The sequence below is a fragment of the Pseudomonas sp. R151218B TE3479 genome, assembly GCF_053629195.1.
Map to the genome: position 1 here is coordinate 2432259 of NZ_JBRJHV010000001.1, position 15658 is coordinate 2447916.

Below are 15658 nucleotides of genomic sequence, written 5' to 3' on the forward strand. Positions count from 1 at the left end.
AGATGAATGCGATTTCTCGCCTCGCTACTGTCATTTCTCTTGCTTCCCTGCTTCCCGTCGCAGCCTTCCCTGTCACCACCCTTGCCGCCGAATCCAAAGGTTCCGTGGAAGTCGTCCACTGGTGGACGTCGGGTGGTGAAAAAGCCGCGGTCGATGTGCTCAAGGCCCAGGTAGAGAAAGACGGCTTTACCTGGAAGGACGGCGCTGTCGCCGGTGGTGGCGGTTCCACTGCCATGACCGTGCTCAAGAGCCGTGCCGTGGCCGGCAACCCACCGGGTGTCGCCCAGATCAAGGGCCCGGACATCCAGGAATGGGCGTCCACCGGGCTGCTCGACACCGACATCCTCAAGGACGTTGCCAAGGCCGAGAAGTGGGACAGCCTGCTCGACAAGAAAGTCTCCGATACCGTGAAGTACGACGGTGACTACGTCGCCGTGCCGGTGAACATCCACCGCGTCAACTGGCTGTGGATCAACCCGGAAGTCTTCAAGAAGGCCGGCATCACCAAGAACCCAACCACCCTCGAAGAATTCTACGCGGCCGGCGACAAGCTCAAGGCTGCGGGCTTCATTCCGCTCGCCCACGGTGGCCAGCCTTGGCAGGACAGCACCGTGTTCGAAGCCGTGGTGCTCTCGGTGATGGGGGCCGATGGCTACAAGAAGGCCTTGGTCGACCTGGACAACAAGGCCCTGACCGGTCCGGAAATGGTCAAGGCACTGACCGAACTGAAGAAAGTCGCGACCTACATGGACGCCGATGGCAAGGGCCAGGACTGGAACCTGGAAGCGGCCAAGGTCATCAACGGCAAGGCCGGCATGCAGATCATGGGTGACTGGGCCAAGAGCGAGTGGACCGCGGCGAAGAAAGTCGCCGGCAAGGACTACGAGTGCGTGGCCTTCCCGGGCACCGACAAGGCCTTCACCTACAACATCGACTCCCTGGCGGTGTTCAAGCAGAAGGACGCGGGCACCGCGGCTGGCCAGCAGGATATCGCCAAGGTCGTGCTGGGTGAGAACTTCCAGAAGGTCTTCAGCATCAACAAGGGCTCGATCCCGGTGCGCAACGACATGCTGGGCGACATGGCCAAGTACGGTTTCGATTCCTGCGCCCAGACCGCGGCCAAGGACTTCCTGACGGACGCCAAGTCCGGCGGCCTGCAACCGAGCATGGCGCACAACATGGCGACCACGCTGGCGGTACAGGGTGCGTTCTTTGACGTGGTGACCAACTACATCAACGACCCGAAAGCCGATCCGGCTGATGCTGCGAAGAAACTGGGCGCAGCGGTTCAGTCTGCCAAGTAATTTGCGCCGCGGTCCCGGTCCCTTGTGGGAGCGAGCTTGCTCGCGATAGCGAAGTGTCAGGCAGCAGATGAGTCACTGACACACTGTCATCGCGAGCAAGCTCGCTCCCACAAAGGGATGCCCTTGTAACCTTGTTTTGGATCTTCCCATGAGTTCTGTTGCTGTGTTCAGCAAGGCCTCGCCGTTCGATGTATTGCAGCGCTGGCTCCCGAAACTGGTGCTGGCGCCGAGCATGTTCATCGTTCTGGTGGGCTTCTATGGCTATATCTTGTGGACGTTCGTCCTGTCGTTCACCACCTCGACGTTCTTGCCGAACTACAAATGGGCCGGCCTGGCGCAATACGCGCGGCTGATGGACAACGACCGCTGGTGGGTGGCGAGCAAGAACCTGGTGCTCTTTGGTGGCATGTTCATCGGCATCACCCTGGTGATCGGCGTGCTGCTGGCGGTGTTTCTCGACCAGCGCATTCGTCGCGAAGGTTTCATCCGCACCATTTACCTGTACCCGATGGCGCTCTCGATGATCGTCACCGGTACGGCCTGGAAATGGCTGCTCAACCCGGGCATGGGCCTGGACAAATTGTTGCGTGACTGGGGTTGGGAAGGCTTCCGCCTGGACTGGCTGATCGACCCGGACCGCGTGGTGTACTGCCTGGTGATCGCGGCGGTGTGGCAGGCCTCGGGCTTCATTATGGCGATGTTCCTGGCTGGCCTGCGGGGTGTCGATCAATCGATCATCCGTGCCGCGCAGATCGATGGCGCGAGCATGCCGCGCATCTACTGGAAAGTGGTGCTGCCGAGCCTGCGCCCGGTGTTCTTCAGCGCCGTGATGATCCTGGCGCACATCGCGATCAAGAGCTTCGACCTGGTGGCGGCGATGACGGCCGGTGGCCCGGGTTATTCCTCCGACCTGCCAGCGATGTTCATGTATTCCTTCACTTTCAGTCGCGGCCAGATGGGCATGGGCTCGGCCAGTGCAATCCTGATGCTCGGTGCGATCCTCGCAATCATCGTGCCTTACCTGTACTCCGAGCTGAGGACCAAGCGTCATGACTAGTCTCGCTGCCAAACCTTCCATCAGCCTGAGTCGCATCGCGATCTACGCGGTGCTGATCCTCGCCGTACTGCTTTACCTGGTGCCATTGGTGGTCATGTTGTTGACCAGCTTCAAGACGCCGGAAGACATCAGTACCGGCAACCTGTTGAGCTGGCCGACCGTGGTCAGCGGCATCGGCTGGGTCAAGGCCTGGGCCACGGTGGATGGCTACTTCTGGAACTCGATCAAGATCACCGTTCCGGCGGTGCTGATCTCTACCGCCATCGGTGCCTTGAACGGCTACGTGTTGTCGATGTGGCGTTTTCGCGGTTCGCAGTTGTTCTTCGGCCTGTTGCTGTTCGGGTGCTTCCTGCCGTTCCAGACGGTCCTGCTGCCGGCCTCGTTCACCCTCGGCAAGATGGGCCTGGCCAGTACCACCACGGGCCTGGTGTTCGTGCACGTGGTCTATGGCCTGGCGTTCACCACGCTGTTCTTCCGTAACTACTACGTGAGCATTCCCGATGCACTGGTGAAGGCGGCGCGACTGGACGGTGCGGGTTTCTTCACCATCTTCCGGCGGATCATCCTGCCGATGTCCACCCCGATCATCATGGTGTGCCTGATCTGGCAGTTCACGCAGATCTGGAACGACTTCCTGTTCGGCGTGGTGTTCTCCAGCGGTGATTCGCAACCCATCACCGTGGCGCTGAACAACTTGGTCAACACCAGTACCGGGGCCAAGGAATACAACGTGGACATGGCGGCGGCGATGATCGCCGGGCTGCCGACCCTGCTGGTCTATGTGGTCGCAGGCAAGTATTTCGTGCGCGGCCTGACGGCTGGCGCAGTCAAGGGGTAATCATGGCAACGCTTGAACTTCGCAACGTAAACAAGACCTATGGTGCCGGCCTGCCGGACACCCTGAAGAACATCGAGTTGTCGATCAAGGATGGTGAGTTCCTGATCCTCGTCGGCCCTTCGGGCTGCGGCAAGTCGACGCTGATGAACTGCATCGCCGGCCTCGAGACCATTACCGGCGGCGCGATCATGATCGGTGACCAGGATGTCAGCGGCATGAGCCCGAAGGATCGCGACATCGCCATGGTGTTCCAGTCCTACGCACTGTACCCGACCATGAGCGTGCGCGAGAACATCGAGTTCGGCCTGAAAATCCGCAAGATGAATCAGTCGGCCATCGACGAAGAAGTCAATCGCGTGGCCAAGCTGCTGCAGATTGAACACCTGCTCAATCGCAAGCCCGGCCAGCTTTCCGGCGGCCAGCAACAGCGCGTTGCCATGGGCCGGGCGCTCGCGCGGCGGCCGAAGATCTACCTGTTCGACGAACCGCTGTCCAACCTCGACGCCAAGTTGCGGGTCGAGATGCGTACCGAAATGAAGCTGATGCACCAGCGTCTGAAGACCACCACGGTCTACGTGACCCACGACCAGATCGAAGCCATGACCCTGGGCGACAAAGTGGCGGTGATGAAGGACGGGATCATCCAGCAGTTCGGTACCCCGAAAGACATCTACACCAACCCGGCCAACCTGTTCGTGGCGAGCTTCATCGGTTCGCCGCCGATGAACTTCATCCCGCTGCGCCTGCAACGCAAGGACGGCCGCCTGCTGGCGCTGCTCGACAGCGGCCAGGCCCGTTGCGAGTTGCCGATGGGCATGCAGGACGCCGGCCTGGAAGACCGCGAAGTGATCCTGGGCATGCGCCCGGAGCAGATCATGCTGGCGGGCAGCGAGCCCAATGGCTTGCCGACCATTCGCGCCGAAGTGCAGGTCACCGAGCCTACCGGGCCGGACACCCTGGTGTTCGTCAGCCTCAACGACACCAAGGTTTGCTGCCGCCTGGCGCCGGACGTGGCGCCGCAAGTCGGGGAGACCCTGACGCTGCAATTCGATCCATCGAAAGTGCTGCTGTTCGATGCCCAGTCCGGCGAACGCCTGGGCGTGGCCGGCCAGCCGCAGACAGATGCCCGGACTGCAAACGTAGCGCAGTTCAAGGGCCGGTGAAGAATAAGTGTGGGAGCAGGTTTGCTCCCACAGGAAAGGAGTATGCGGTGGATGGGGACATTCGCCGCAATCGTTGTAAACCGCGTTAGATAAAAACAGTTAATAACAATAAATAAAGACGAGGATGTAGGGATGAAAAAGAAAAACAACGCCCAGCTTATCTGCCAGTTGTCAGCCGTTGCGGCGATGATGCTGGCCGGTAGCGCACACGCAGCCGACGCGTTCAGCGCCGACTCGCCGTGGATGACGGGTGACTGGGGTGGTAAGCGTACCGAGCTGATCGAGCAGGGTATCGACATCAAGGCCGACTACGTCGGTGAAGTCGGTGGCAACCTGCATGGCGGCTACAACAACGACAAGACCGCGCGTTACTCCGACCAGTTTGGTCTGGGCGTGGCGCTGGACCTGCAAAAGCTGTGGGGTTGGGATAACACCCAGGCCAAGATCCAGCTGACCAATCGTAATGGCGAGAACATCTCCAACGACCGTGTCGGCGATCCGCGTGCCGGGACCTTGAGCTCCTCCCAGGAAGTCTACGGCCGTGGCCACATGGTTCGTCTGACCCAGTTGTGGATCAAGCACCAGTTCCTCGACGGCAAGCTGGACGTCAAGGCCGGTTACTTCGGCGAAGGCGAGGACTTCAACACCTTCCCTTGCGAGTTCCAGAACCTGGCCTTCTGCGGCTCCCAGGTCGGTAACTGGGCTACCAATATCTGGTACAACTGGCCCGTCAGCCAGGCCGCGATCCGTGTGAAGTACAACCTCACGCCTGAGTTCTATGCGCAAATCGGTGCGTACAACCAGAACCCCTCGCAACTGGAACACGGTAACGGCTTCAAACTCAGCGGCAGTGGTACCAAGGGCACCGTGATCCCGGTTGAATTGGTCTGGTCGCCGAAGGTCAACAACCTGCCGGGTGAGTACCGTGTGGGTTACTACAAGAGCACGGCCAATGCCGATGACGTCCGTGAAGATGACAACGGTGACGATGCCGCAACCACCGGTAACGCCTATCGCAGCCACGATAGCAAGCATGGCTACTGGTTCGTGGCACAGCAACAACTCACCACCCACAACGGTGACGCGTCCCGCGGCTTGAACATCGCCGCCAACGCGACCTTCCACGACAAGGACACCAACGTCGTCGACAACTATCAGTCGCTGATGTTCGTGTACAAGGGGCCATTCGATGCGCGTCCAAAAGATGACATCGGCATCGGTTTCTCCCGCATCCATGTCAACGAAGACGTGAAGAAAAACGCCGAGCTGACCAACGATGCCAATGGTGTCAGCGACTATAACGATCCGCTGTTCGCACCGTTGCGTAGCACTGAGTACAACTACGAACTCAACTACGGTGTCCACGTGACCAACTGGCTGACCGTGCGTCCGAACCTGCAGTACATCACTCACCCGGGCGGTGTGGATGAAGTCGACAACGCGCTGGTGGCCGGCCTGAAAATTCAGTCGGTGTTCTAACGCTGTTGCGATAAGCTCCTCTCTATGTGCGCATATTTGCGGACGGCCAAGGCTGTCCGCTTTTTTTTGGGAAGCGCATGGTCAATGCGGAACCTGTGGCGAGGGAGCTGTGGGAGCAAAGCTTGCTCGCGATACAGGCGCCTCGGTTCCAAGGCAAACCGCGTCAGCTTCGTCGCGGGCAAGCCTTGCTCCCACAGCAAGCTCCCTCGCCACAAAAATAGTGTCGTACTTAGTTGAGTATTCAATGATCTCCAGGACCGCGGCCCATGCATGAGCATCCGCTACAACGCTTTTTCAGATCCTTGCGCGAACGCCCGGTGTTCGCGTGGGAGCGCTATCGGCAACGCGATGTGTTGGTGATCGATCATCCCTTGTGCCAAGCGGTGTTCAGTCGCCAGGGCGCGCAGTTGCTGCACTTCCAGCCGCGAGGCCAGAAGCCCTGGTTGTGGTGCGCGGCCAAATGGCCCCACGTCGGTGCGATCCGCGGCGGAGTGCCGGTGTGTTGGCCTTGGTATGGCCGCCATCCCAGCGAAAACGCCTGGCCGTCCCACGGTTGGGCGCGGTTGATCGATTGGAAGCTGCTCGACAGCCGCAGTGATGAAGACGGTGTGCATTTACACTGGCAACTGCAATTGTGCGACTGGCAAGTGGACCTGCACGCCGACCTGGGTGAGCGCATGGAACTGCGCTTGAGCACCGAGCACCAGGACAGCCAACCGTGTCAGTTGAGCCAGGCCTTGCACGCCTATTGGCGTATTGGTGACGTCGGTGAGGTAGCGCTGTCTGGGCTTGAAGGCGCCCAAGGTTACGACCAGTTGAGCCGTGCGGTTTGCCAGCAGGAAGGCGAGTTGCGGGTCGAGGGCGGTTGCCAGCGGGTGTTCCAGCATGAGGGGGAATTGCAGCTCAAGGACCACGCCTGGCAGCGCGAATTGCGTATCGACACCGGCGACAGTGCCGACACCGTGGTGTGGCATCCGGGAGCGCGGCCGTTGCTGGGGGTGAGTTGGGACGAGGTCAGTGAATTTGTCTGCGTCGAGGCGGCCAGTGGTGGCACTGACAGCCTTTGCCTGGCACCGGGGGAGCGGGCGCATTTGAGTTTGCAGGCGTGGGTGGGGGCTTGATGCAGGGGGCAGGGTGGTGAGACTGCTGGCCCCATCGCGAGCAAGCTCGCTCCCACACAAAACCCATGGGGGAGCGAGCTTGCTCGCGAAGACGGACGATCAGGCGGCGAGGATTCTGGATCGAATCAGTTGAACTCATCCCCCACCGGATACCGGCTGGCATTCAGGCTTTCCTTGATCTTGCGCAGATGCGGCTGGAAGTCCACGCCCCGACGCAGGGTCATGCCGGTGGCGAGCACGTCCAGCACGGTGAGTTGGATGATCCGCGAGGTCATCGGCATATAGATGTCAGTGTCTTCGGGCAGGGGGATGTTCAGGCTCAGGGTACTGGCCTTGGCCAGGGGCGAGCCTTCGGCAGTCAGGCCCAGCACCGACGCGCCGTTTTCCCGGGCGATGCGTGCCACTTCCACCAGCTCGCGGGTGCGGCCGGTGTAGGAAATGATCACGAACAGCTCGCCGGTATGGGCCACCGACGCAATCATGCGCTGCATCAGTACGTCGGCGTGCGCGGTCACTGCCAGATTGAAGCGGAAAAACTTGTGCTGGGCATCCAGGGCCACCGGGGCGGAGGCGCCGAGGCCGAAGAAGTGGATCTGCCGGGCCTGGATCAGCAGGTCCACGGCGCGACTGATCAAATTGGGATCAAGGGCCTGGCAGGCGCTGTCCAATGAGGCAATGGCACTGCCAAAGATCTTGCGGGTATAAGCTTCCGGGTTGTCATCGGCTTCTACCGCTCGGCTGACATAAGCGGCGCCGCTGGCTAGGCTCTGGGCCAATTGCAGCTTGAGTTCCGGGTAACCGCTGACGCCGAACGAGCGGCAGAAACGGTTGACGGTCGGTTCGCTGACCGAAGCCGCCTGGGCGAGGGCGGCGATGCTGAAGCGGGTCGCCTGCTGCGGATTGAGCAGGATGATCTCGGCCACCTTGCGTTCGGCCTTGTTCAGGTCTTCAAGGCGACTCTGGATCTGTTCCAGTAAGTTTCGCACGCGGTCCATACAAGATTCCTAGGAAGACGGGTCTTTGATACGACCCTTTGCGGTGGCCTATCCTACTGATGGCTCCGGCGGACCACCACTCGGAATCGGTATTTTCGAAAAATGTTGTGGTTATTACTACATTTTTCCTTGAGTGATACCTTGAAAAAAGGTATTTGTAGTTTAACTTGATAAAAGAACAAACATCATGCCTTCGATTACGGTTGAACCGTGCACCTTTGCCTTGTTCGGCGCGCTGGGCGATCTGGCCTTGCGCAAGCTCTTTCCTGCCCTGTACCAGCTCGATGGCGCCCAATTGTTGCACGAGGACACGCGGATCATCGCGCTGGCCCGTGAGCCCGGCGGCGAGCAGCAGCACCTGGCATTCATCGCCGCCGAGCTGCGCCGTTATGTTGGCGAAAAGGACCTGGACGAAGCCGTACTCGAGCGCTTCCTGGCACGTTTGACCTACCTGCACGTGGATTTTCTCAAGGCCGACGATTATGTCGCCCTGGCCGAAGCGGCCGGTTCGACCCAGCAGGTCATTGCCTATTTCGCCACCCCGGCGGCGGTGTATGGGGCGATCTGCGAGAACCTGGCGAAGGTCGGCTTGAGCGAGAACACCCGGGTCGTGTTGGAGAAACCCATTGGCTCGGACCTGGAGTCGTCGCGCAAGGTCAACGACGCCGTGGCCCAGTTCTTCCCGGAAAACCGGACCTATCGCATCGACCATTACCTGGGCAAGGAGACGGTCCAGAATCTGATCGCGCTGCGGTTCGCCAACAGCCTGTTCGAAACCCAGTGGAACCAGAACTACATTTCCCACGTGGAAATCACCGTGGCCGAGAAGGTTGGTATCGAAGGCCGCTGGGGCTATTTCGACAAGGCCGGCCAACTGCGGGACATGATCCAGAATCACCTGCTGCAGCTACTGTGCCTGATCGCCATGGACCCACCGGCCGACTTGTCCGCCGACAGCATCCGTGACGAGAAGGTCAAGGTGCTCAAGGCCCTCGCGCCGATCAGCCCGGAAGGCTTGACCACCCAGGTGGTGCGCGGCCAGTACATCGCTGGCCACAGCGAGGGCAAGTCGGTGCCTGGCTACCTCGAAGAACCCAATTCCAACACCCAGAGCGACACCGAGACGTTCGTCGCCCTGCGCGCCGACATCCGCAACTGGCGCTGGGCCGGGGTACCGTTTTACCTGCGTACCGGCAAGCGCATGCCGCAGAAGCTGTCGCAGATCGTCATCCACTTCAAGGAACCGTCCCACTACATCTTCGCGCCCGAGCAGCGTTTGCAGATCAGCAACAAGCTGATCATCCGCCTGCAGCCGGACGAAGGGATTTCCTTGCGGGTGATGACCAAGGAGCAGGGCCTGGACAAGGGCATGCAATTGCGCAGCGGTCCGCTGCAACTCAACTTCTCCGACACCTATCGCAGCGCGCGGATTCCCGATGCCTACGAGCGGTTGTTGCTGGAAGTCATGAACGGCAATCAGAACCTGTTTGTCCGTAAAGATGAAATCGAAGCCGCGTGGACGTGGTGTGACCAGTTGATTGCCGGGTGGAAAAAATCCGGCGATGCGCCCAAGCCGTATGCGGCTGGGTCCTGGGGGCCGATGAGCTCCATTGCACTGATCACGCGGGATGGGAGGTCATGGTATGGCGATATCTGAAGTGAAACTGCCCCAGGGCGTCAGCGCCCGTGAATTCAAGAACCCGGTGCTGCTGGCCGAAGGCCTGGCGCTGAACGTGGCCGAGCAGTTGCGCAATGCGATCGATGCACGCGGCACGGCGACCCTGGTGGTGTCCGGTGGCCGCAGCCCGGTGGCGTTTTTCCAGCACTTGGCCAAGCAGGCGCTGGACTGGTCCAAGGTGGTGGTCAGCCTCGCCGACGAGCGCTGGGTACCGGTTGAACACGCCGACAGCAACGCCGGTTTGCTCAAGCGTTACCTGTTGCAAGGCGCGGCGGCCAAGGCCCAGTTCCTGAGCCTCTACAGCGCCAGCGCTCACCTGGAAGCGGCTGCCGAGCAGGCCGATCGTTTGCTGGCCGAATTGCCGCCCATCGACGTGCTGGTATTGGGCATGGGCGATGACGGGCACACGGCCTCGCTGTTCCCCAACAGTCCGAACCTGGCCCAAGCCCTGGACGCCAATGGCGCACGCCGATGCTGGCCGATGCTGGCACCGACCGTGCCGCACCAGCGCTTGACCATGAGCCGCGCCTTGCTGGCTTCGGCGCAACACAAAGTACTGTCGATTTCCGGTCAGTCGAAATTGACCACCCTGAACGCTGCGGTGGCAGGTGACGATGTCGCCGAAATGCCGATCCGTGCGTTTTTGCAACCTACGTTAGAGATTTACTGGTGCCCATGAACCAAGGATCAGCCGCTATGACAAACCCATCCCCGACCGTTTCCATGGCGGACAAAGTTGCACTGATCGACAGCCTTTGCGCCAAGGCGCGGATCCTGCCGGTGATCACCATTGCCCGTGAACAGGACATCCTGCCGCTGGCCGATGCCCTGGCCGCCGGTGGCCTGACGGCGCTGGAAGTGACGTTGCGTTCTCAACACGGCCTCAAGGCCATCCAGGTGCTGCGCGAGCAGCGTCCGGAACTGGTGACCGGCGCCGGCACGGTGCTCGACCGCCACATGCTGGACGCCGCCGAGGCGGCCGGCTCGCAGTTCATCGTCACCCCGGGCATCACCCGTGACCTGCTCGAAGCCAGTGTCTACAGCTCCATCCCCCTGTTGCCGGGCATCAGCAATGCCTCGGGCATCATGGAAGGCTACAGCCTGGGCTATCGCCGCTTCAAACTCTTCCCGGCCGAAGTCAGCGGTGGCGTCGCGGCGATCAAGGCCTTGGGCGGCCCGTTCGGCGAAGTGAAATTCTGCCCGACCGGCGGCGTGAGCCCAGCCAACATCAAGAGCTACATGGCGTTGAAAAACGTGATGTGCGTGGGCGGAAGCTGGATGCTTGATCCGGAGTGGATCAAGAACGGCGACTGGGCCCGCATTCAGGAATGCACCGCCGAGGCCTTGGCGCTGCTGGACTGATTGTTTTACCGAACCTCGTTGGGTGTTCTACGGTTTTACGGTGCGCTTGGTCGGCGCACCGTTTTTTTTTTGCCTGGGTTTTTATGCTGGCACAGATTTCCTGTGGCCAGGGATCTAGGTACGGCTCAGATGGATCAGTGCCTCGGTCAACCGTTCGATATCACTCGCCAAGGTAATCAACCCTGGGGTAATGCGGATGCACGGCCCGACACTGGTATGGCGCACCACCGTGAAGATCCCGTGCTCATTGAGCAGTCGATCGGCCATCGCCTGTTGATCGGCCTGGGCGGTGAAGCGCATCGCCGTGATGCCGCAATAGAGCCGTCGGTCATCCGGGGTCATCACCTCAATGCCCGGCAGATCGCGCACGGCATTCACCCACAGGTCGCGCAGGTAGCAGAGGCGCGCGCCTTTGGCCAAGGCGCCGCCCAGGCTCCGGTGTTCTTCGAAGACCAGGGGCAGGGTGAGCAAGGCCGGGATATTGGGCGTGCTGTGGGGCGTGCGCGAGCGGACGTCGGTGGCAGGGTAGTTGTCTTCGTCCATGTCCGGGTCGATGTCGGCCAACCGCTGCGGGGCGATGTACAGGAAACCCTGGGAGAGCGGGCCGCCGATCCACTTCTGCAGGTTGAAGCCGGCAAATTCGATCCCGAGCTTCTTCAGGTCGAAATCGATCTGGCCCAGGGCGTGGGCACCGTCGAGGATGATATCGACGGCAAACTCCCGGGCGTTCTCAGCAATGGCCTGGACCGGCATCACCAGCCCGGTCAGGTGGTTGACGTAGGTCAGCGCCATCAGCTTGAGGCGAGGGTAGCGAATGAACGCTTCGCGGTAAGTGCCCACCAGGCTGTCGAAACTGGCGGGGTGCTGGTGGACGATTTCGATCACCTCCACGCCACGCTGGCGGGCCAGCCAGCGCATGGCGGTTTTGACCGAGGCATATTCCACGTCACAGATCAGCACTTGATCGCCCGGCTTGAGGCCGTTGTAGTTGCGAATCAACGTTTGCAGGGCATCCACCGCGCTGTTGGCCAGCGTCACGCTCTGGGGTGAGGCGTGGATCAGCCGGGCCACCTCTCGCCGAATGGCTTCGCCGTGTTCCCGGTCGAACCGCTGGCGGACATACACCGAGTTGCCGCGGTTGATGAATTCGATGTTGCGCTGGTATTCCTCCACCACGGTGCGGGACATGCGCCCGAAGTAGCCGTTTTCCAGGTTGAGTGGCCCGTCGGGGTCGATGTCGTAGCGGTCGACGAAGGTTCGCCAGAAGGCTTCATCGTGGGCGCGCAGGGTGTTCTCGGGCATGGTGGGTCTCAGTCAATGGCGAGGTTTGGGCAGGCCATGTTTGGCGCGCAGCGGGTCCAGCAGGTCGGACAAACCGTTATGATCGATTTCCTGCATCAATGCCAGCAAACCACCGAGTTCACCGGGGGGGAAACCCTCGCGAGCGAACCAGTTGAGGTATTGACCCGGCAGGTCGGCAAGGATTCGGCCCTTGTATTTACCAAAGGGCATTTGACGCGTGACGAGCAACTCGAGCTTTTCTGGATTCATGGCAATCGTCTTGATTCAAACCTGTCCTGAAAATACAGGCATTCTGCATGCAGGCCAAATGACAGATCATGCAAATAGCGCGGATACAGATTTCAGGATGTTTATTAACTATTTGATTTTTAAGTAATTATATTGCGATTGATGGCTGGCATGGCTGATGCAATATCCCTTGCAGGTTTTTTATTCACCAGCAAAGGAACTGAAAAATGACTGACATCAACAAAGAATCCATCTCCGTCTTGAACGACCTGATCGAGACCAGCAAGGATGGCCAGGAAGGGTTCAAGACCTGCGCTGAAGACATCAAGCATCCAGAGCTCAAGACGCTGTTCGTCCAGCGTGCCGCCGATTGCGCTACTGCGGCAGCCGAACTGCAAGCCGCGGTTCGTTCGCTGGGCGGTGATCCGGAAACCTCCACCAGCGTCGCCGGTGACCTGCACCGTCGCTGGGTGGACGTGAAATCCATGTTCACCGGGAAGGATGAAGAAGCGGTGCTCAACGAGGCCGAGCGAGGCGAGGACCATGCGCTCAAGGCTTACAAAGAGGCGCTGGAGAAAATCAACAAGCACAACCTGGTCGGTATTCGTGACTTGGTCGAGCGCCAGTACCATGGTGTGCAACGCAACCATGATCAGGTCAAGGCTCTGCGTAACCAGGCGCGTGCCCGCTCTTAACACGCCCTGAGTTAAAAAAACGCCAGCTTGCCTGGCGTTTTTTTTGTTTGGGGCTCGGATTGAAGGTGACGCTGTTGTGGCGAATCAGGTTGGCTCACTCAGCCTCAATCAGAAAAAGTGTGTTGTTGAATCCATCAATAATCAGCTCTGGACTCTAATAGATAGCTAGCTAATAATTGCGCCACCTATCCCTCCGCATTGCATCTATTGTTATTGGCGTCCCCCAAAGAGTTTTTTCGCGTGCCCATCACCTTCCAGGCCTTGTTCGCCCCCGACCGCCTCGCTGTGCAGTTCGCCATCAAGACCGTGCTCGGCGCCGGGCTGGCGTTGTGGCTGGCGTTGCGCTGGGGGTTGGAGCAGCCGTCGTGGGCGCTGATGACGGCGATCATCGTCGCCCAGCCACTGTCCGGGATGGTGGTGCAGAAAGGGTTGGCGCGATTGGTCGGCACGTTGGTGGGCACCGTCATGTCGGTGGTGTTCATGGGCCTGTTTGCCCAGGCGCCCTGGTTGTTCCTGCTGGCCTTGGCGCTCTGGCTGGGCCTTTGCACGGCCTGTTCGACGCTGCTGCGCAGTGCCTGGTCGTATTCATTCGTGTTGGCCGGCTACACGGTGGCGATCATTGCCCTGCCAGCCATTTCCCATCCGCTGGCGGTGTTTGACCAAGCGGTGGCGCGCTGCACCGAGATCAGCCTGGGCATCGTCTGTGCCACGGCGGCCAGTGCCTTGATCTGGCCGTTGCGGGTCGAGCGGCAACTGGCCGGTCAGGCCCTGGCTGCCTGGCAGAGTGGCATGCAGGCAGCCCGTGCGACCCTGGCGGGCGATGCCCAGGCCCGTAAAGGGTTGCTGGAAATTCTGGGCAGGATCGTCGCGGTGGATGCCCAGCGCGAACATGCCTGGTTCGAAGGCAGCCGTGGTCGACAGCGAGCCCGGGCCATCAGTGGCTTGAGCCAGAAATTGCTGATGCTGCTGCGTATCTCGCGCTCGGTGCGCCGACAGTGGAAGCAGCTCGAGCCCGAGGAAGCTGTGGCGCTCCAGCCGTGGATGAACGAGGTGCAGCAAGCCCTCGATGCCGACAGTGCGACCCTGCAAGCCCTGCGCCCCAGGGTGTGGGATGCGTCCCACGATCCGCAGATCAGTGCGGCGCAAAGCTACTGCCTGGCGCGGTTCGCCTTGTTACTCGATACCGCCCTGGCCGCCTGCGCAGCCTTGACGGCGGTGCAGGAGGGCAGGGAGGCGGCGGACCCACCCCGCACCTTGACGCCCCATCGCGACTTGTCCCTGGCCATGGTCTTCGGCGCGCGCAGCGCCCTGGCATTCCTGGCGGTGGCCTGTTTCTGGCTGGCGACCGCCTGGCCCGCCGCATCGGGTGCGCTGGTACTGACGTGTGTGGTGTGCAGCCTGTTCGCCAGTCGCGAAAACGGCGCGCAGATCGGCATGAGTTTTCTGCGGGGCATCTTTCTGGCCGTGCCGACGGCGTTCGTGATCGGCGAACTCGTGCTACCACAATGGAGCAGTTTCGCGATGCTGTGCCTGGCCATGGGCGTGCCGTTGTTTTTCGGGGCATTGGGCATGGCCAAGCCGCAGATCTTCGCCACGGCGACGTCGTTCTGCCTGCATTTCGTGGTGTTGATTTCACCGCTCAATGCCATGAAATACGACGTCGCAGCGTTCTTCAACAACGCCCAGGCCATGATGATCGGCGTGGGCGCGGCGGTGCTGGCCTTCAATCTGCTGATTTTGCGCAACCCGGCCTGGCATAGCCGCCGTCTGCTGGCCGCGACTCTTCACGATCTGGTGCGCCTGACCCATCGCCGCCTGCCGGGGGCCGAGAGTTGGTTCGGCGGGCGCATGGCCGACCGGCTGTTGCAACTGGCCAGGCATTACCCTGAACTGCCGGTGCAGTCGCGCAGCCGTTGGGATGATGGTTTGCTTGGCCTGGACATCGGCGATGAGCTGTTGCATTTGCGCCTGAGCCTGGCCGTCGCCCAAGTGCCCGATACCCGGGCGCAGCGCCATTATTTCGAAGCGCTGGAGCGGGTGCTCGAGCGTGGTCCGGCCGGTGACCAGGCCGATGCGCTGGCCCCGGCGAGCGCCGCATTCCTGAATGTGTTGTCGACCCAGCCGACCAGCGATGCACTGAAGCTGGCCCAGGGGGCGGTGGTGCAATTGCAAAACAGCTGGCGCGCCTGGTGCAGCCAGCACGAACCAGAACGACGGGAGCACAGCCATGGGCTTGCGTGAATGGTCGATTGGCGGGGTGTTGCTCAGCCCGTTCCTGATTTATGTGGTGCTGGCGTTGCTGGTGACCGGCGCGCTGCGCCTGTTGCTCAGCCTGGTGCCGGCCGGGCGGTGGATCTGGCATGAAGCCTTGTTCGACTGCGCCCTGTATGTCTGTGTCCTGACTGTTATTACCGTGGTCCTCGGGCCGCTATAGGA

15 protein-coding genes are annotated in these 15658 nt (G+C 60.9%); 12 read left to right on the forward strand and 3 right to left on the reverse strand.

What is annotated here, in order from left to right; all coding sequences use genetic code 11:
* Nucleotides 1–2 precede the first annotated feature (2 nt).
* The 6 genes from AB7M32_RS10880 (at nt 3) to AB7M32_RS10905 (ending at nt 6962) form a co-directional block, all read left to right on the forward strand.
* Nucleotides 3–1304, forward strand: a complete 1302-nt coding sequence (locus tag AB7M32_RS10880; RefSeq protein ID WP_060738870.1) for an ABC transporter substrate-binding protein — start codon at nt 3–5, stop codon at nt 1302–1304.
* Nucleotides 1305–1452: 148 nt separating this feature from the next.
* Nucleotides 1453–2361: a carbohydrate ABC transporter permease gene (locus AB7M32_RS10885; RefSeq protein ID WP_092203916.1), complete on the forward strand. Its 909-nt coding sequence runs from the start codon at nt 1453–1455 to the stop codon at nt 2359–2361.
* Nucleotides 2354–3199, forward strand: coding sequence for a carbohydrate ABC transporter permease (locus tag AB7M32_RS10890; protein ID WP_003198539.1), 846 nt, complete (start codon nt 2354–2356; stop codon nt 3197–3199). The genes AB7M32_RS10885 and AB7M32_RS10890 overlap by 8 nt, the downstream gene beginning before the upstream one ends.
* Nucleotides 3200–3201: 2 nt before the next feature.
* Nucleotides 3202–4362 (forward strand): ABC transporter ATP-binding protein, encoded by a 1161-nt coding sequence (locus AB7M32_RS10895; RefSeq protein ID WP_060738868.1) that lies wholly within the window; start codon nt 3202–3204, stop codon nt 4360–4362.
* A gap of 132 nt (nt 4363–4494) precedes the next feature.
* On the forward strand, nt 4495–5841 hold the full coding sequence (locus AB7M32_RS10900) for a carbohydrate porin (protein ID WP_454249893.1): 1347 nt from the start codon (nt 4495–4497) through the stop codon (nt 5839–5841).
* 266 nt (nt 5842–6107) lie between these two features.
* On the forward strand, nt 6108–6962 hold the full coding sequence (locus AB7M32_RS10905; RefSeq protein WP_072409690.1) for a D-hexose-6-phosphate mutarotase: 855 nt from the start codon (nt 6108–6110) through the stop codon (nt 6960–6962).
* 125 nt (nt 6963–7087) lie between these two features.
* Here AB7M32_RS10905 and AB7M32_RS10910 read toward each other — a convergent pair whose 3' ends face one another.
* The gene (locus AB7M32_RS10910; protein WP_170842276.1) at nt 7088–7948 is read right to left on the reverse strand and encodes a MurR/RpiR family transcriptional regulator; all 861 of its coding nucleotides are present in this window, start codon (nt 7946–7948) and stop codon (nt 7088–7090) included.
* A gap of 196 nt (nt 7949–8144) precedes the next feature.
* Between AB7M32_RS10910 and zwf the strand changes: the two genes are divergently transcribed.
* The 3 genes from zwf to AB7M32_RS10925 are packed head-to-tail and all read left to right on the forward strand — an operon-like array spanning nt 8145 to nt 10997.
* Nucleotides 8145–9614 (forward strand): glucose-6-phosphate dehydrogenase, encoded by a 1470-nt coding sequence (gene zwf, locus AB7M32_RS10915; RefSeq protein ID WP_060738865.1) that lies wholly within the window; start codon nt 8145–8147, stop codon nt 9612–9614.
* Entirely contained in the window at nt 9601–10314 is a 714-nt protein-coding gene (gene pgl / locus AB7M32_RS10920; protein ID WP_072409692.1) for a 6-phosphogluconolactonase, read from the forward strand. The genes zwf and pgl overlap by 14 nt, the downstream gene beginning before the upstream one ends.
* A 17-nt stretch (nt 10315–10331) precedes the next feature.
* Nucleotides 10332–10997 (forward strand): bifunctional 4-hydroxy-2-oxoglutarate aldolase/2-dehydro-3-deoxy-phosphogluconate aldolase, encoded by a 666-nt coding sequence (locus tag AB7M32_RS10925; RefSeq protein ID WP_060738863.1) that lies wholly within the window; start codon nt 10332–10334, stop codon nt 10995–10997.
* 114 nt (nt 10998–11111) lie between these two features.
* Here AB7M32_RS10925 and AB7M32_RS10930 read toward each other — a convergent pair whose 3' ends face one another.
* Both AB7M32_RS10930 and AB7M32_RS10935 read right to left on the reverse strand, forming a co-directional pair.
* Nucleotides 11112–12299: an aminotransferase class V-fold PLP-dependent enzyme gene (locus AB7M32_RS10930; RefSeq protein WP_454249894.1), complete on the reverse strand. Its 1188-nt coding sequence runs from the start codon at nt 12297–12299 to the stop codon at nt 11112–11114.
* Nucleotides 12300–12311: 12 nt separating this feature from the next.
* A complete protein-coding gene (locus AB7M32_RS10935; protein WP_454249895.1) occupies nt 12312–12548 on the reverse strand; it encodes a DUF3820 family protein in 237 nt (78 codons plus the stop codon).
* Between the two features lie 206 nt (nt 12549–12754).
* On the opposite strand from AB7M32_RS10935, the gene AB7M32_RS10940 reads away from it, so the two are divergent.
* The 3 genes from AB7M32_RS10940 to AB7M32_RS10950 all read left to right on the forward strand — a co-directional run bounded on the left by AB7M32_RS10940 (nt 12755) and on the right by AB7M32_RS10950 (nt 15656).
* Nucleotides 12755–13222, forward strand: coding sequence for a PA2169 family four-helix-bundle protein (locus AB7M32_RS10940; RefSeq protein WP_072409698.1), 468 nt, complete (start codon nt 12755–12757; stop codon nt 13220–13222).
* 240 nt (nt 13223–13462) lie between these two features.
* Complete coding sequence (locus AB7M32_RS10945) at nt 13463–15463, forward strand: FUSC family protein (RefSeq protein ID WP_454249896.1); 2001 nt, start codon at nt 13463–13465, stop codon at nt 15461–15463.
* A complete protein-coding gene (locus tag AB7M32_RS10950; RefSeq protein WP_003198565.1) occupies nt 15450–15656 on the forward strand; it encodes a DUF1656 domain-containing protein in 207 nt (68 codons plus the stop codon). The genes AB7M32_RS10945 and AB7M32_RS10950 overlap by 14 nt, the downstream gene beginning before the upstream one ends.
* The last annotated feature ends 2 nt before the right edge of the window (nt 15657–15658 follow it).

Excerpts from the sequence above, each read along its gene's own strand:
- AB7M32_RS10895 (WP_060738868.1), top strand. The coding sequence starts at position 3,202 with ATGGCAACGCTTGAACTTCGCAACGTAAACAAGACCTATGGTGCCGGC.
- AB7M32_RS10890 (WP_003198539.1), top strand. The coding sequence starts at position 2,354 with ATGACTAGTCTCGCTGCCAAACCTTCCATCAGCCTGAGTCGCATCGCG.
- AB7M32_RS10950 (WP_003198565.1), top strand. The coding sequence starts at position 15,450 with ATGGGCTTGCGTGAATGGTCGATTGGCGGGGTGTTGCTCAGCCCGTTC.
- AB7M32_RS10880 (WP_060738870.1), top strand. The coding sequence starts at position 3 with ATGAATGCGATTTCTCGCCTCGCTACTGTCATTTCTCTTGCTTCCCTG.
- AB7M32_RS10905 (WP_072409690.1), top strand. The coding sequence starts at position 6,108 with ATGCATGAGCATCCGCTACAACGCTTTTTCAGATCCTTGCGCGAACGC.
- AB7M32_RS10930 (WP_454249894.1), bottom strand. The coding sequence starts at position 12,299 with ATGCCCGAGAACACCCTGCGCGCCCACGATGAAGCCTTCTGGCGAACC.
- AB7M32_RS10885 (WP_092203916.1), top strand. The coding sequence starts at position 1,453 with ATGAGTTCTGTTGCTGTGTTCAGCAAGGCCTCGCCGTTCGATGTATTG.
- zwf (WP_060738865.1), top strand. The coding sequence starts at position 8,145 with ATGCCTTCGATTACGGTTGAACCGTGCACCTTTGCCTTGTTCGGCGCG.
- pgl (WP_072409692.1), top strand. The coding sequence starts at position 9,601 with ATGGCGATATCTGAAGTGAAACTGCCCCAGGGCGTCAGCGCCCGTGAA.
- AB7M32_RS10900 (WP_454249893.1), top strand. The coding sequence starts at position 4,495 with ATGAAAAAGAAAAACAACGCCCAGCTTATCTGCCAGTTGTCAGCCGTT.
- AB7M32_RS10925 (WP_060738863.1), top strand. The coding sequence starts at position 10,332 with ATGACAAACCCATCCCCGACCGTTTCCATGGCGGACAAAGTTGCACTG.
- AB7M32_RS10935 (WP_454249895.1), bottom strand. The coding sequence starts at position 12,548 with ATGAATCCAGAAAAGCTCGAGTTGCTCGTCACGCGTCAAATGCCCTTT.
- AB7M32_RS10940 (WP_072409698.1), top strand. The coding sequence starts at position 12,755 with ATGACTGACATCAACAAAGAATCCATCTCCGTCTTGAACGACCTGATC.